Source organism: Serratia sp. EC4 (assembly GCF_059652115.1).
In genome coordinates this window covers 577,557-591,600 of sequence record NZ_JBNIDE010000002.1, presented here as the reverse complement: position 1 = coordinate 591,600, position 14,044 = coordinate 577,557, and the positions used below count along the sequence as shown (strand labels likewise).

Sequence of the window (14,044 nt, the reverse complement as noted above, 5' to 3'; positions counted from 1 at the left end):
ATGCCTAAATTTGCCGCCAATTTATCGATGATGTTTACCGAGGTGCCGTTCCTCGATCGCTTCACCGCCGCTGCCGAACAAGGCTTCAGCGCGGTGGAATTCCTGTTCCCTTACGAACATCCCGCCGAGCTGTTGGCCGAAAAGCTGCGCGAACACGGCCTGCAACAGGTGCTGTTCAATACCGCGCCCGGCGATGTCGCCGCCGGCGAATGGGGGCTGGCGGCGCTGCCGGGCCGCGAGCAAGATGCGCGCGCTGATATCGATCGCGCGCTGGCCTACGCCATCGCCCTTTCCTGCCCCTGCGTGCACCTGATGGCCGGCGTGGTGCCCGCGGGCGCGGATCGGCAGCGTTATCTCGACACCTTTATCGCCAATGCGCGCTATGCCGCCGACGCCTTCGCCCCGCACGGCGTCAAGGTGCTGATCGAAGCGCTCAGCCCGCCGGTCAAGCCCGACTACCTGTTCGCCAGTCAACATCAGGCGGCGGAAGCGGTGGCGGCGATCGAGAGACCGAACGTGTTCATCCAGTTCGACTTTTTCCACGCGCAGTTAGTGGACGGCAATATCAGCGGGCTGCTGGAAACGCTGGCCGGGCGCTACGCGCATATCCAGATAGCCTCGGTGCCGGATCGTCATGAACCGGACGAGGGCGAACTGAATTACCCGTGGCTGTTCGACAAGCTGGATGCGCTCGGCTATCAGGGCTGGATCGGTTGCGAATACCGCCCGCGCGGCGACACCGCCGCCGGACTCGGCTGGCTGAAGCCTTACCGCTAAAGCCGCACGCCGACACCAGGAAAACGATTTTATAACAATGAAGCGCACCCGTATCGCCACGCGGCGATCGCGGTGCCCAACGCTTACCCAACGAAAGGCTTTTTTCATGTCTACCTCTCTGCTGTTGCTGATTGCCGTACTCGGCGTGGTGCTGCTGTTATTGATGGTGATCAAGGCGAAGGTGCAACCCTTTGTCGCGCTGTTGGTGGTCAGTCTGCTGGTGGCGTTGGCCAGCGGCATTCCGACCGGTGAAGTGATGAAAGTGATGACCGCCGGGATGGGCGGCGTGCTCGGCTCGGTGACCATCATCATCGGTCTGGGGGCGATGCTCGGGCGCATGATCGAACACTCGGGCGGCGCCGAGTCGCTGGCGCAACGCTTCAGCCAGGGGCTGGGGCCGAAACATACCGTCGCCGCGCTGACCCTCGCCGCATTTATCCTCGGCATTCCGGTCTTCTTCGACGTCGGCTTTATCATTCTGGCGCCGATTATTTACGGCTTCGCCAAGGTCGCCAAAGTGTCGCCGCTGAAGTTCGGCCTGCCGATGGCCGGCGTGATGTTAACGGTACACGTCGCGCTGCCGCCGCACCCCGGCCCGGTCGCCGCCGCCGGCCTGCTCAACGCCGACATCGGTTGGCTGACCATCATCGGCCTCGCGATCTGTATTCCGGTCGGCGTGATCGGCTATTTCGCCGCCAACTACCTCAACCGCAAAACCTATCCGTTATCGATAGAGGTGCTGGAACAGCTGCAGCTGGCGGCGCCGGAGCCGCGGCCGGAAGATCACGCGCCGCTCAGCGATCGCATCAACCCGCCCGGCGCCAGCCTGGTGGCGGCGCTGATCGTCATCCCGATCGCCATCATCATGCTCGGCACCGTCTCCGCCACGCTGTTGCCGGCAGGCTCGGCGCTGCGCGATGCGCTGTCTCTGCTGGGGTCGCCGGCGGTGGCGCTGATGATAGCCCTGCTGCTGGCCTTCTACTTCCTGGCGCTGCGCCGCGGCTGGAGCCTGCAACACGCCAGCGACGTGATGGGCGCCGCGCTGCCGACCGCCGCGGTGGTGATCCTGGTGACCGGCGCGGGCGGCGTGTTCGGCAAGGTGCTGGTGGAATCCGGCGTCGGCAAGGCGCTGGCCGAAGTACTGACGGCCATCGGCCTGCCGCTGGTGCCCGCCGCCTTTATCATTTCGCTGGCGCTGCGCGCTTCACAGGGTTCCGCCACCGTGGCGATCCTGACCACCGGTGGCCTGTTGTCGGAAGCGGTCAGCGGGCTGAATCAGCTGCAGCTGGTGCTGGTGACGTTGGCGACCTGTTTTGGCGGGCTGGGGCTTTCCCACGTCAACGACTCCGGTTTTTGGATCGTCACGCGCTATTTGGGGCTGTCGGTGGCCGATGGCCTGAAGACCTGGACGGTGCTGACCACCCTGCTCGGTCTGAGCGGCTTTCTGTTCACCTGGCTGTTGTGGCTGGCGGTGTGATTTCTCTGGCATACTGAACGCCGTTGTTTTTCATCGCCTTTCACCCTGTGCAGGAGCAGCAACATGACCGTAATCAACACCGCGCCAACGCTTATCACCGAACGCCTGCGGCTGGACGCGCACACGCTGGACGACTTCGACTCGCTGGCCGCGCTGTGGGCCGATCCGCTGGTGGTGCGCTATATCGGCGGCACGCCGCGCGACCGGGAAGACTCCTGGGGGCGCCTGATGCGCTACGTCGGCCACTGGGCGCTGCTGGGATACGGGTATTGGGCGGTGCGTGACAAACAAAGCGGCGAGTATCTCGGCAGCATCGGCTTCTCCAACTTCCTGCGCGACATCACCCCGGCGCTCGACGCGCCGGAAATGGGCTGGACGCTGGTGAGCTCGGCGCACGGCAAAGGCTACGCCACCGAGGCGCTGCGGGCGGCGCTGGCCTGGGGTAAGACGCATCTGCCGGGCGCGCAAACCGTCTGCATCATCTCGCCGGAAAACCAGGCCTCGCTGGCGCTGGCGAAAAAAGTCGGCTTTAGCGAAAGCCACCGCAGCGAGTATCACCAGAGCCCGATTGTCGTGATGCATTGCCCGCTTTGAATGCCTAAGCGCGTTGCACCGTCAACGCCGTCTGAATGAAGTTGTCCCGCAGCGCGTCGGCGCGCTGCGGATCCCAGGCGATACCGACCTGCCACTCCGTCTCCTCGCCGCTCAGCGGTAAAATGTCGATACCGGCCGGCGCGATATGCGTGATGCTGTGCGGCAGCAGCGCGACACCGACGCCGGCGGCAACCAACGCCAACAACGTTTGGATATCACCGGCCTGCTGCACCACATTCGGCGTCAACCGGTGAGCGGCGATAAACCGCAGCGACTGATCGCTCAGCCCGCGCCCGCGTTTGGGCGTCAATTGCAACAGCGGCAACTGATTGAAACGCGCCATCAAATCGTCGGCGCGCAGCGCCAGCGCGCCCGGCGCGGCCAGCACCAACCGATCGCTCAGCAATGCCACGCCGCACAGCGGCGTATTGACCGGCAAGCGCACGAACCCCGCCTGCAACTCTCCCTGCAGCAACAGCTGATACTGGCGTTCCGACGGCAAGTCCTCCAGACCGATCGCCACCTCGGGGAACCGTTGGCGAAAGGCCGCCACCAGCTGCGGCGCCAGATGAAAGCTGGAAAGGCCAAATCCCAGCGACAGCCGCCCCGCTTCCCCGAGGGCCACCCGCCGCGCGCGCCGCTGAAACTGCTGGTACTGCGCCACCAGCGCCTGCGCCTCCGGGTAGAGCCGCTGCCCGCCGGCGGTGAGCACCGCCCCCTGTCGGCCACGCTCGAACAATCGAACGCCGAGCTGGGTTTCCAGCGCCTGAATTTGCTTGCTCAGCGCCGGTTGGCTGATGCATAGCCGGCTCGCCGCCTGACGATAGTTACCCTGTTCGGCCAGCGCCACCAAGGCGCGCAGTTGTTTTATATCCATTCCATTAAGTTATCGAATAGGGAATTTAATTGATTATACAGTAATCAATCCACCTGCTGTAATCAACGCAGACCCTAACCGGAGAGACCCCATGACCATCTCATTGCGCGCCGCCACGGTGCAATTCCAGCATCGCGCCAACGATAAAAATTACAACCTGTCGACCATCGAGCGCTTTATCGCTCAGGCGGCCGAGCAGCAGGTACAGCTGCTGGCCTTCCCGGAAATGTGCATCACCGGCTATTGGCACGTACGCCATCTGTCCGACGCCGAAGTGCGGGCGCTGGCGGAACCGATCGCGGCCAGCCCTTCGCTGGCGCGCATTCGCCCGCTGGCAGAGCGTTACAACATGGCGATCGGCGTCGGGCTGATCGAGCTGGGCGATGACGGCCGTTGCTACAACGCCTACGCCGTATGCCTGCCGGACGGCGCGCTGCATGTGCACCGTAAACTGCATGCCTTCGAACATCCGGCTCTCGCCAGCGGCGATCGCTATACGGTGTTCGACACCCCCTGGGGCGTGCGCGTGGGCGTATTGATCTGTTGGGACAACAATCTGGTGGAGAATGCGCGCGCGACGGCGCTGCTGGGCGCGGAGGTGTTGATGGCCCCGCACCAGACCGGCGGCACCCATTCGCGCAGCCCGCACGGTATGAAGCCGATCCCACAGGCGCTGTGGCAACGGCGAGCGGAAGATCCGCAGGCGATAGAAGCCGCCTTTCGCGGCGAACACGGCCGCGGCTGGCTGATGCGCTGGCTGCCCTCGCGCGCTCATGACAACGGGCTGTTTTTGCTGTTCAGCAACGGCGTGGGCCGCGATGACGATGAGGTACGCACCGGCAATGCGATGATCCTCGATCCCTACGGCCGCATCGTGGCGGAGACCTGGGCGGCGGAGGACCGGCTGGTCAGCGCCGATCTCGATCTGACGCTGATCCCGCTCAGCACCGGCCGCCGCTGGATTTACGGACGCCGCCCCGAGCTGTACGGTTTACTGACCGAACCGCAAGGCTATGAGCGCGATGCCCGCAGCGCGCGCTTTTCGACGCAGCCGACGGGGCGCGGCGGCTAATGACAGATAAAAAAAATCCGCCCGAAGGCGGATTTTTTATCCGCGCGGCAACCTGTGCCGCGCATTCACGCCCGCAGGCATGAAGAAATCTTAGAAGCGGTAGCCTACGCCAACGTTCCAGCTGCCAACGTCCACGCTGCGGATGCGGCTCTGCTCGTAGCCAACGTCCAGGGCAACGTTTTCGATTGGGTTGAACTGCAGACCGGCACCGTAGGTGAAGCCGTAGTCGCTGTTGCCACCTTTGTTACCGCCAGCCTGGGCGTTGTCGATGTTTTTGCCGTAGCCAACACCGATCACACCGTAGATGCTCGCCCAGTCGTTGAAGCGGTAAGCTGGACCTGCGGTGATGGAATCGTACTGAGATTTCTTGTAGAAACCGCTTTCAGAACGATTTTTTTCCAGGTGGGTGAAGGAGCCGATCACACCCAGTGGGTTGTTGTCGAACTCGTAACGGTATTTCAGGTTGAAACCGTTGGCCTTGTTAGCAACGCCTTGGAGATCACCCTGCGCATAGCCAGCGGATACGGTGCTCTGACCAGCGAATGCGGTACCTGCGCTAACTGCTAATACGCAAGCTGCTACTGCGGAAAGACATGCAATTTTTTTCATAACCACCTCAAACGCGTTTTATTATTAAGTACATCCATTTGTTCATGCTTTGAAAATATAACAAAAATTAGCGTGAAACTCTGCCTTGAAATGAGTGTCTAATGCTTTATATCGTGTAACAGAAGATTTCAAGAACAGTGTATCTGCTTCTTTTCGCTCTATTTTCGGCCGTATTCTACGGCGTTCTGTGACAAAAATCACCAATTTAATATCCAGATAATTCCTAAGAAAAAGCGCACTTTTTGACCAAATTCGCCACATCTCATCCGAGGATCGGCGGATTTCACCGCGATGCGCGCTTTTCTCAGACAGATTTTCGCCATTTCATTTACACTGCTCGCATCCCCGTTTCGACCGTTTTCTCAAGGCTGAGGAACGGCGCAAAAAAGGCCCGTTAAGGATGTCGTTATCTACTTCCGGCAGAGCGCCCTCCGCGCTGCTGCCCATCTGTCTGTTAATCATCGCCATGGTGTCTATCCAAAGCGGTGCCTCGTTGGCCAAAAGCCTGTTCCCGATCGTGGGCGCGGAAGGCATTACGACGCTGCGTCTTTTCATCGGCACCCTGATTCTGTTCATTATCTTCCGCCCGTGGCGTATGCGCATCGTCGCCGGCAGCCGCTTGCCGCTGCTGATTTACGGCCTGTCGCTCGGCGCGATGAACTACCTGTTCTACCTGTCGCTGCGCACCGTGCCGCTCGGCATCGCCGTGGCGTTGGAGTTTACCGGCCCGTTGGCGGTGGCCATGTTCTCGTCACGGCGGCCGATCGACTTTCTCTGGGTGGCGCTGGCGATCGCCGGGTTGTGGTTCCTGTTGCCGCTCGGCCACGGCGTAGGCGGGATCGATCCGTTCGGCGCCGCCTGTGCGCTCGGCGCCGGCGCCTGCTGGGCGGTCTATATCATTTTCGGCCAAAAGGCCGGCGGCGATCACGGCCCCGGCACGGTGGCGCTCGGTTCGTTGATCGCCGCGTTGGTGTTCTGCCCGATCGGCGCCTGGCAAACCGGCAGCGTGCTGTTCAACCTCGATATTCTGCCGGTCGCGCTGGCGGTGGCGATCCTCTCCACCGCGCTGCCTTATTCGCTGGAGATCATCGCGCTGCCCAAAATTCCGGCGCGCACTTTCGGCACCTTAATGAGCCTGGAGCCGGCGATGGCGGCGCTGTCCGGCATGCTGTTCCTCGGCGAACACCTGAGCGGCGTACAATGGTTGGCGCTGGCGGCGATCATCGCCGCCTCCATGGGTTCCGCCCTGACCATTCGCCCCAAACCGCGCCTCGAAAGCCTTTCCTGATCGCCTGACTCGCCTGCCGACCGCAACGCCGGAATGCAGGCGGGTTAACTGTTTTCCTCGTGACAAATCGGCATACTTCCCCTTAGCCTGTATCGCAGGCTCTTTGGACTTTCGCTCACATGGAGAATAACAGTGATTCACAACAGCCTGTTCAACCCACGCTTCGGCCGCGGACTCGCGCCAGCGCTGGTTTCAACCCTGACCGAGTTGCGCCGATGCGACCTGCCCGAACTGGCGCTGGGCCATCACCCGATCGACGGCGATAACATCTTTATGGACGTGATGACGCTGACCACCGTGCCGGCGGCGGAAAAGCGTGCCGAAATGCATCAGGAGTACATCGCGCTGCATCTGCTGATCAGCGGCGAAGAACGCATCGAATACGGCCTGGCGGGCGACTGGCATCGCGAACATCCGCATGCAGAAAATAGCGACCTGCTGCTGCTGGACATCAAACGCCACCCGCAAACGCTGCACATGACGCACGGTATGTTCGCGATCTTTTTCCAGATGGAACCGCATAAGACCGGCTGCGTGTGGCAGCAGCCGCAGCACGTCAAGAAAGCGGTGGTGAGGATCCATCACCGCCTGCTGCTGTGAGCCTGCGGCAGCGCCCGTAGAAAATCGGCGGCCTGGCGGGGAGAGCGCAAGCGCTTGAAACGGCGTCCGGCGTCGGGACGGGCCATCTCCGCCAGGTATTTTCGCCGGTTCTTCGAGTAAGTGCGGATCGTCCACAGCACGATCGACTCGCGGCTAAAGAAAGAACGGCGGAAGCTTTCCCGATTGCCGGTGCCCGGCCACAGCTCGCTTTTGCTGGCCGCGCGTCGGCACGCGCGCCGCACGGCTTGCCACAACGTGCGGCAGAAACCGTAGTCCAGCCACAGGATATAATCGACCTCGCGCCACTTGATCGGTTGCGTGCGGCTGTAATTGCCGTCCAGCACCCAGCCATCCCCCGCTTCGGCCAGCGTCTGTTCAAGCCGCGCCAGGAACGCGTCATCGGGCGTTCCCTGCCATTCGGGCCGCCAATACAGCCTGTCCATCTCGATATAGGGCACGCCAAGCCGCTCCGCCAGTTGACGCGCCAGGGTGCTTTTACCGCTGCCGCTGGTGCCGACGACGTTAATTTTCATTATTCGCCTATAAAGAGAGAGGATAATTGCCCTACTGTAGCGGCATCAATTACCGCTATCAATATGAATGGATGAGAAATTAACACCACGATAACAAAGCGGATATTTAGCCGAAACCCGCAGGCGAAAAAATAAAATAACCAAGGTAAATTTTCACAGCCATAAATAATAAATCAGTGAATGATAAATAATTATATTTTTCATGCTGTTGCATTAAATAAAAATTCAACCAGACCAATTATTCGTAGGCTAACCCTATTTGTGCAATAGCCATTTTCGTCCGGCAAAAATAAACAGCCCTGCTATAATTGATCCCGTAACGAAATAGGACAACGACTAATCAAGAGGATATCTGATATGAGTACCGCTAAACTGGTGAAAACGAAATCTTCTGATCTGCTGTATACCCGTAACGATCTGGACGAAAAAGTTAAACTGGCCGCCATCAAGGCGCTGAACCATCAGGTCGTGCAATTTATCGATCTTTCGTTGATCACCAAACAGGCGCACTGGAACATGCGCGGCGCGAACTTCATTGCGGTCCATGAAATGCTGGACGGCTTCCGCACCGCCATCATCGAGCATCAGGACACCTTCGCCGAACGCGTGGTGCAACTGGGCGGCGTGGCGCTGGGCACCGTACAGGTGGTGAACGATCGGACGCCGCTGAAAAGCTACCCGACCAATATCCACAGCGTGCAAGAGCACCTGAAAGCGCTGGCCGATCGCTACGGCGCGGTCGCGAATGACATCCGCAAAGCCATTACCGAAGTGGAAGACGAAGACACCGCCGATATGTTCACCGCCGCCTCGCGCGATCTGGACAAATTCCTGTGGTTCATCGAATCCAATATCGAATAACGCGAAAGCGTTGCAGATCGCCCGTTGTTCCGGGCAGCGCAGGCTGGGCTTCGCCCGGCCTGTTTTCTTTTGCACGACCGTTGCATTGTACAAAAAACGGCCCATATTAAACGGTAGGGTTTCCTTGTCAGGAGGTGATGATGGCCAGCGGCTGGGCGGCGGACGGCGCCGTACAAGATCAGATTGATTCCACCGTCGACGATGCGGTGCAGCGCGCGCGTGAAGCGCTCGGGCACGGCGAGAGCGAACGCTATTGCCAGGAATGCGGAGAACCGATCCCCGAGGCGCGCCGCAAGGCGTTAAAAGGCGTGCGTTATTGCCTCGCCTGCCAGACCGAACAAGACAAAAAACACGCGGCCACCAGCCTGTACAACCGGCGCGGCAGCAAAGACAGCCAGTTGCGTTAGCATTATCTGCTCCCCTTTTTCTCCTCTCGCGGCCCCCGCTTGCACCGTCGGTGCATCATGAAAGTTAGAGTTAGTTATCAATATTGAAGCAAAAACGTTAAAGAACGGTTGTTTCACAGCCAAAATTTGGTTAATGATAGCCCCGTGCACCAAGATAATTCTTACGCACCATTTTAGTGCCTCATTGTGGTGCACAACCATAACAATTCGCCTTTCCGGCACAACATCACGAAGTAACTCTTTGTTTTTATAGTAGTTGAAAACATGGCACGATTTTTTCATGGCACCAACTGCAATATAAAAAATGGGTAATCCGCAACCTGTACAGGAATTCCTCTCATGAAGTCGATTTTTAAAGTCTCCCTGGCCGCACTCTCTCTGGCCTTTGCCGTAAGTTCCCACGCAGCAGACAAACTGGTGGTCGCCACCGACACCGCATTCGTTCCTTTTGAGTTCAAACAAGGCGACAAATACGTCGGCTTCGACATCGACCTGTGGGCCGCCGTCGCCAAAGAGCTGAAGTTGGACTACACCCTGAAACCGATGGACTTCGGCGGCATCATTCCGGCGCTGCAGACCAAAAACGTCGATCTGGCGCTGGCCGGCATCACCATCACCGATGAGCGCAAGAAAGCCATCGACTTCTCCGACGGTTACTACAAGAGCGGCCTGCTGGTGATGGTCAACGCCGACAACAACAGCGTGAAAAGCATCGACGATCTGAACGGCAAAGTGGTGGCGGTGAAGAGCGGCACCGGCTCGGTGGATTACGCCAAGCAGCACATCAAAACCAAGGATCTGCGTCAGTTCCCGAACATTGACAACGCCTACATGGAACTGGGCACCAAGCGCGCCGACGCGGTGCTGCACGACACGCCAAACATCCTATACTTCATTAAGACGGCCGGCGCCGGCAAGTTCAAAACCGTCGGCGATTCACTGGAAGCGCAGCAGTATGGCATCGCCTTCCCTAAAGGCAGCGACGCGCTGCGCGAGAAGGTGAACGGCGCGCTGAAAACCCTGCGCGAGAACGGCACCTATAACGAAATCTACAAGAAGTGGTTCGGCACCGAACCTAAGTAAGCTGTGAATTTGGCAAGCTATTAACTTAAGCACAGGGGGCGCTTAACCCCCTGCGCTTCGTTGTATCTGATACCCACGTTTGGGATCACCGGGAGAAATATCATGCAGTTCGACTGGAGCGCCATCTGGCCCGCCATTCCTATCTTGTTAGAGGGCGCCAAAATGACCCTGTGGATTTCGGTCCTCGGTCTGATTGGCGGCCTGATCATCGGCCTCGTCGCCGGCTTTGCCCGCACCTACGGCGGTTGGATCGCCAACCACATCGCGTTGGTGTTTATCGAAGTGATCCGCGGCACGCCGATCGTGGTGCAGGTGATGTTCATTTACTTCGCCCTGCCGATGGCGTTCACCGATTTGCGCATCGATCCGTTCACCGCGGCGGTGGTGACCATCATGATCAACTCCGGCGCCTACATCGCGGAAATCACCCGCGGCGCGGTGCTGTCTATCCATAACGGTTTCCGCGAGGCCGGCCTGGCGCTCGGCCTGTCGCGCCGCGAAACCATCCGCTACGTCATTATGCCGCTGGCGCTGCGCCGCATGCTGCCGCCGCTGGGCAACCAGTGGATCATCAGCATCAAAGACACCTCGCTGTTCATCGTGATCGGCGTGGCGGAGCTGACCCGTCAGGGTCAGGAAATTATTGCCGGTAACTTCCGCGCGCTGGAAATCTGGAGCGCCGTGGCGGTTATCTACCTGATTATTACCCTGGTGCTGAGCTTCGTGCTGCGTCGTCTGGAAAGAAGGATGAAAATCCTGTGATTGAATTTAAAAACGTCTCCAAGCATTTTGGCCAAACCCAGGTGCTGCACAACATCGATTTGAAGATCGACAAAGGCGAAGTGGTGGTGATCATCGGGCCGTCCGGCTCCGGCAAATCCACCCTGCTGCGCTGCATCAACAAGCTGGAAGAGGTGACCAGCGGCGATCTGATCGTCGACGGCCTGAAAGCCAACGATCCGAAAGTGGACGATCGGTTGATCCGCCAGGAAGCCGGCATGGTGTTCCAGCAGTTCTATCTGTTCCCGCACCTGACGGCGCTGGAAAATGTCGCCTTCGGCCCGATCCGCGTACGCGGCGCGAAGAAGTCCGATGCGGAAAAGCTGGCGCGCGAGCTGCTGGCCAAGGTCGGTCTGGCGGAGCGCGCCCACCACTACCCGTCCGAACTGTCGGGCGGCCAGCAGCAGCGCGTGGCGATCGCGCGCGCGCTGGCGGTGAAGCCGAAAATGATGCTGTTCGACGAGCCGACCTCCGCGCTCGATCCGGAACTGCGCCACGAAGTGCTGAAGGTCATGCAGGATCTGGCCGAAGAAGGGATGACGATGGTCATCGTCACTCATGAAGTCGGCTTTGCCGAAAAAGTGGCGTCGCGCCTGATCTTTATCGACAAGGGCCGGATTGCCGAAGACGGCAATCCGCACGATCTGATCAATCATCCGCCAAGCCCGCGTCTGCAGGAGTTCCTGCAGCACGTGTCCTGACCCAGGCGGTTTAACGGCGGGCGCGCCACGCGCCCGCCGCTTTCATTCCGCACGCTCTCCCACGCCCCGTCGCGCCACCTTTCCTACTATATTCATTGTTTTTCATCGTATTGCTTTTATATCCGCCGATCACAGAACGCCAAAGAGAGGAACCATGCCGCCAAACGCATACTCCCGACGAGGTTCTCATCTGCGAGAACACCTGCTTTTCCTGCTGCTGTTGCTGGCCCTGAACGTCTTCGCACCACCGGCCCTGGCGCAAAATGCGCCGTCCGCGCCCGCCGACAAGAGCGAGCAGCAGAAAGCCGCCTACGCCGCGCTGGCCGATCTGCTGCAAGACGACAAAGCGCGCGCGGAACTCATCAACCACCTGAAACAGACCGCCGGCGACGCCCCTGCCGCCGCGCCGGCAACGCCGGCAACGCCGGAAGAATCGACGCCCGCTACGCTGAGCGACAGCCTGAACTCGCTGGCGCAGGAAGGCATCGGCACCTTTAACCAAAAGCTTGGCGCGCTGCAAAAGCTGATCGACTCCGGCCCGAAGCGCGTTTTCAATCCCGCCGGCTTTTTCCGCGCGCTGGGCTACTTTCTGCTGACGGTGGCGGTCACCTTTGCGCTGTTCCACCTGATCCGGCGGCTGATCGCGCCGCTGTACAAACGCATGGGCAGTTGGGGACACAATGCGCGGCTACAGCGCGGCCCGTGGTATAAACGCCCTGCCGCCATTCTCGGCGCTTTCGCCATCGATCTGCTGGTGCTGCTGCTGGCGCTGGCGGCGGGCAATCTGTTCGCCCGCCACGTCCACGCCGACAGCACCACCATTCTGCGGCTGCAGACCCTGTTTCTCAGCGCCTTCGCGGTGATTGAATTTTTCAAGGCGGTGCTGCGGCTGATTTTCGCCCCCAACTTCGACTATCTGCGCCCCTTCCCCTTCAGCGACCGGAGCGCGCACTACTGGAACACGCGCCTCGCCTGGCTCAGCGGCCTGATCGGCTACGGCCTGATGGTGGTGGTGCCGGTGGTGGCGGTACAAATAAGCTACCCGGCCGCCGCCACCGTCAACCTGGTGGTGATGCTGGCGCTGACGCTGTACGCCATTTGGCTGATCCTGCACAACCGCAAGCCGATACAGCAACAGATCAACCTGCTGGCCGAACGGTCGATGGCGTTTTTCAGCGTGATCCTGCGCGGCCTGGGGCATATCTGGCATCTGCTGGCGATCGCCTATTTTCTGGTGTTGTTCGTGCTGTCCCAGTTCGACATCGGCAACAGCCTGCGCTTTATGATGAGCGCCACGGTGAAAAGCCTGTTGGTGGTCGGCGTCGGCGCGCTGCTGTCCGGCATGCTGACCCGCTGGATTTTCCGCCGCATTTCACTGCCGACCGACGTCAATCTGCGCTACCCGATGCTCGAGCGGCGCATCAACTCCTACATCCCGAACGGGCTGAAGATACTGCGGGTGATGGTGGTGCTGGCGGTGACGCTGTTCCTGCTCGATGCCTGGCATCTGATTAATCTGTACCAGTGGGCGGGCAGCGAAAATGGCCAGCGGACGCTCGGCGGGCTGGTGCATATTCTGCTGATCCTGTTGATCGCCGTGTTCAGCTGGACGCTGATGGCCAGCATCATCGAGCACCGCCTGGCGCTGGAGCTGAGCAACGGCGTGCGGCCGAGCGCGCGCGAACGCACGCTGCTGACGCTGTTTCGCAACGTGTTGGCTATCGTGATCAGCACCATCACCGTGATGATCGTGCTGTCGCAGGTCGGACTGAACATCGCGCCGCTGCTGGCGGGCGCCGGCGCGCTGGGGCTGGCCATCAGCTTCGGTGCCCAGACGCTGGTGAAAGACGTGATCACCGGCGTGTTCATCCAGTTTGAAAACGGCATGAACACCGGCGAATACGTGACCGTCAGCGGCATCACCGGCACCGTGGAGCGCATGACCATCCGCTCGATCGGCCTGCGCGACGACTACGGCGTCTATCACATCGTGCCGTACTCTTCGATCACCACGCTGGCCAACTATGCGCGTGAGTTCGGGGTATACCGCGCCAATTACACCGTCAGCCGTGACGAGGACATCGATCGGGTCAATGCGGTGCTGCATCAGGCCATCGAGGCGCTGAAGCAGGATGAGCAGGTGAAGCATTTCCTGATTGGCGAGCCGGTCTTCAACGGCGTGGTGGCGCTGGGCGATCGCTCGTTCACCACCCGCGTGACGGTGCGCACGCAGGCGCTGAAACAGTGGGTGGTGCAATACGCCCTCGACCGGCTGGTGAAAATCCATTTCGATCGGGCCGGCATCGGCATGCCGCAGCAGGCGATGCAGATTTCCCGCGCGCCGCAGCCGCATGACGAGCAGGCGCCGCCCGCGGCGATCTGAGG

General features: G+C 60.2%; 15 protein-coding genes. 12 read left to right on the top strand and 3 right to left on the bottom strand.

What is annotated here, in order from left to right:
- From otnI to ACP39K_RS09560, 3 genes are all read left to right on the top strand, one after another.
- Nucleotides 1-777, top strand: coding sequence for a 2-oxo-tetronate isomerase (gene otnI / locus ACP39K_RS09570; protein WP_016928506.1), 777 nt, complete (start codon nucleotides 1-3; stop codon nucleotides 775-777).
- 106 nt (nucleotides 778-883) lie between these two features.
- Entirely contained in the window at nucleotides 884-2,254 is a 1,371-nt protein-coding gene (locus ACP39K_RS09565; protein ID WP_147881579.1) for a GntP family transporter, read from the top strand.
- Between the two features lie 63 nt (nucleotides 2,255-2,317).
- The gene (locus ACP39K_RS09560; protein WP_016928508.1) at nucleotides 2,318-2,848 is read left to right on the top strand and encodes a GNAT family N-acetyltransferase; all 531 of its coding nucleotides are present in this window, start codon (nucleotides 2,318-2,320) and stop codon (nucleotides 2,846-2,848) included.
- Nucleotides 2,849-2,852: 4 nt separating this feature from the next.
- Here the strand turns inward: ACP39K_RS09560 and ACP39K_RS09555 are convergent, their stop codons facing one another.
- On the bottom strand, nucleotides 2,853-3,725 hold the full coding sequence (locus ACP39K_RS09555) for a LysR family transcriptional regulator (RefSeq protein ID WP_060444229.1): 873 nt from the start codon (nucleotides 3,723-3,725) through the stop codon (nucleotides 2,853-2,855).
- A gap of 91 nt (nucleotides 3,726-3,816) precedes the next feature.
- Between ACP39K_RS09555 and ACP39K_RS09550 the strand changes: the two genes are divergently transcribed.
- A complete protein-coding gene (locus ACP39K_RS09550; protein WP_033640923.1) occupies nucleotides 3,817-4,797 on the top strand; it encodes a nitrilase family protein in 981 nt (326 codons plus the stop codon).
- A gap of 90 nt (nucleotides 4,798-4,887) precedes the next feature.
- Here ACP39K_RS09550 and ompX read toward each other — a convergent pair whose 3' ends face one another.
- Nucleotides 4,888-5,406 carry an outer membrane protein OmpX gene (gene ompX, locus ACP39K_RS09545; protein ID WP_004939201.1) on the bottom strand — a complete coding sequence of 173 codons (519 nt, stop codon included), beginning with the start codon at nucleotides 5,404-5,406 and terminating at the stop codon, nucleotides 4,888-4,890.
- Nucleotides 5,407-5,806: 400 nt separating this feature from the next.
- Here ompX and rhtA point away from each other — a divergent pair, with 400 nt between their 5' ends.
- Together rhtA and nanQ are read left to right on the top strand one after the other, a co-directional pair.
- Nucleotides 5,807-6,694, top strand: a complete 888-nt coding sequence (gene rhtA / locus ACP39K_RS09540) for a threonine/homoserine exporter RhtA (RefSeq protein WP_004939202.1) — start codon at nucleotides 5,807-5,809, stop codon at nucleotides 6,692-6,694.
- Nucleotides 6,695-6,826: 132 nt separating this feature from the next.
- Nucleotides 6,827-7,294: an N-acetylneuraminate anomerase gene (gene nanQ / locus ACP39K_RS09535; RefSeq protein WP_197817911.1), complete on the top strand. Its 468-nt coding sequence runs from the start codon at nucleotides 6,827-6,829 to the stop codon at nucleotides 7,292-7,294.
- On the opposite strand, the gene ACP39K_RS09530 is transcribed toward nanQ, so the two are convergent.
- Nucleotides 7,276-7,827, bottom strand: coding sequence for a shikimate kinase (locus ACP39K_RS09530; RefSeq protein WP_048795959.1), 552 nt, complete (start codon nucleotides 7,825-7,827; stop codon nucleotides 7,276-7,278). The two genes, nanQ and ACP39K_RS09530, sit on opposite strands and share 19 nt — an antisense overlap.
- A gap of 357 nt (nucleotides 7,828-8,184) precedes the next feature.
- On the opposite strand from ACP39K_RS09530, the gene dps reads away from it, so the two are divergent.
- The 6 genes from dps (at nucleotide 8,185) to ybiO (ending at nucleotide 14,042) form a co-directional block, all read left to right on the top strand.
- A complete protein-coding gene (gene dps, locus ACP39K_RS09525; RefSeq protein WP_004939215.1) occupies nucleotides 8,185-8,688 on the top strand; it encodes a DNA starvation/stationary phase protection protein Dps in 504 nt (167 codons plus the stop codon).
- A gap of 140 nt (nucleotides 8,689-8,828) precedes the next feature.
- Nucleotides 8,829-9,095: a DksA/TraR family C4-type zinc finger protein gene (locus ACP39K_RS09520; protein ID WP_033640926.1), complete on the top strand. Its 267-nt coding sequence runs from the start codon at nucleotides 8,829-8,831 to the stop codon at nucleotides 9,093-9,095.
- A 339-nt stretch (nucleotides 9,096-9,434) separates the two neighbouring features.
- On the top strand, nucleotides 9,435-10,178 hold the full coding sequence (gene glnH, locus ACP39K_RS09515; protein WP_019454486.1) for a glutamine ABC transporter substrate-binding protein GlnH: 744 nt from the start codon (nucleotides 9,435-9,437) through the stop codon (nucleotides 10,176-10,178).
- A gap of 102 nt (nucleotides 10,179-10,280) precedes the next feature.
- The gene (gene glnP, locus ACP39K_RS09510; protein ID WP_004939229.1) at nucleotides 10,281-10,940 is read left to right on the top strand and encodes a glutamine ABC transporter permease GlnP; all 660 of its coding nucleotides are present in this window, start codon (nucleotides 10,281-10,283) and stop codon (nucleotides 10,938-10,940) included.
- Nucleotides 10,937-11,659 carry a glutamine ABC transporter ATP-binding protein GlnQ gene (gene glnQ / locus ACP39K_RS09505; RefSeq protein WP_004939230.1) on the top strand — a complete coding sequence of 241 codons (723 nt, stop codon included), beginning with the start codon at nucleotides 10,937-10,939 and terminating at the stop codon, nucleotides 11,657-11,659. Before glnP ends, glnQ begins: the two co-directional genes overlap by 4 nt.
- Nucleotides 11,660-11,813: 154 nt before the next feature.
- Entirely contained in the window at nucleotides 11,814-14,042 is a 2,229-nt protein-coding gene (ybiO, locus tag ACP39K_RS09500) for a mechanosensitive channel protein (protein ID WP_251684524.1), read from the top strand.
- The last annotated feature ends 2 nt before the right edge of the window (nucleotides 14,043-14,044 follow it).

Coding starts and splice junctions, on each gene's coding strand:
- ompX (WP_004939201.1), bottom strand. CDS start 5,406: ATGAAAAAAATTGCATGTCTTTCCGCAGTAGCAGCTTGCGTATTAGCA.
- glnP (WP_004939229.1), top strand. CDS start 10,281: ATGCAGTTCGACTGGAGCGCCATCTGGCCCGCCATTCCTATCTTGTTA.
- ACP39K_RS09520 (WP_033640926.1), top strand. CDS start 8,829: ATGGCCAGCGGCTGGGCGGCGGACGGCGCCGTACAAGATCAGATTGAT.
- glnH (WP_019454486.1), top strand. CDS start 9,435: ATGAAGTCGATTTTTAAAGTCTCCCTGGCCGCACTCTCTCTGGCCTTT.
- ACP39K_RS09565 (WP_147881579.1), top strand. CDS start 884: ATGTCTACCTCTCTGCTGTTGCTGATTGCCGTACTCGGCGTGGTGCTG.
- ACP39K_RS09555 (WP_060444229.1), bottom strand. CDS start 3,725: ATGGATATAAAACAACTGCGCGCCTTGGTGGCGCTGGCCGAACAGGGT.
- rhtA (WP_004939202.1), top strand. CDS start 5,807: ATGTCGTTATCTACTTCCGGCAGAGCGCCCTCCGCGCTGCTGCCCATC.
- ybiO (WP_251684524.1), top strand. CDS start 11,814: ATGCCGCCAAACGCATACTCCCGACGAGGTTCTCATCTGCGAGAACAC.
- ACP39K_RS09560 (WP_016928508.1), top strand. CDS start 2,318: ATGACCGTAATCAACACCGCGCCAACGCTTATCACCGAACGCCTGCGG.
- ACP39K_RS09530 (WP_048795959.1), bottom strand. CDS start 7,827: ATGAAAATTAACGTCGTCGGCACCAGCGGCAGCGGTAAAAGCACCCTG.
- otnI (WP_016928506.1), top strand. CDS start 1: ATGCCTAAATTTGCCGCCAATTTATCGATGATGTTTACCGAGGTGCCG.
- dps (WP_004939215.1), top strand. CDS start 8,185: ATGAGTACCGCTAAACTGGTGAAAACGAAATCTTCTGATCTGCTGTAT.
- ACP39K_RS09550 (WP_033640923.1), top strand. CDS start 3,817: ATGACCATCTCATTGCGCGCCGCCACGGTGCAATTCCAGCATCGCGCC.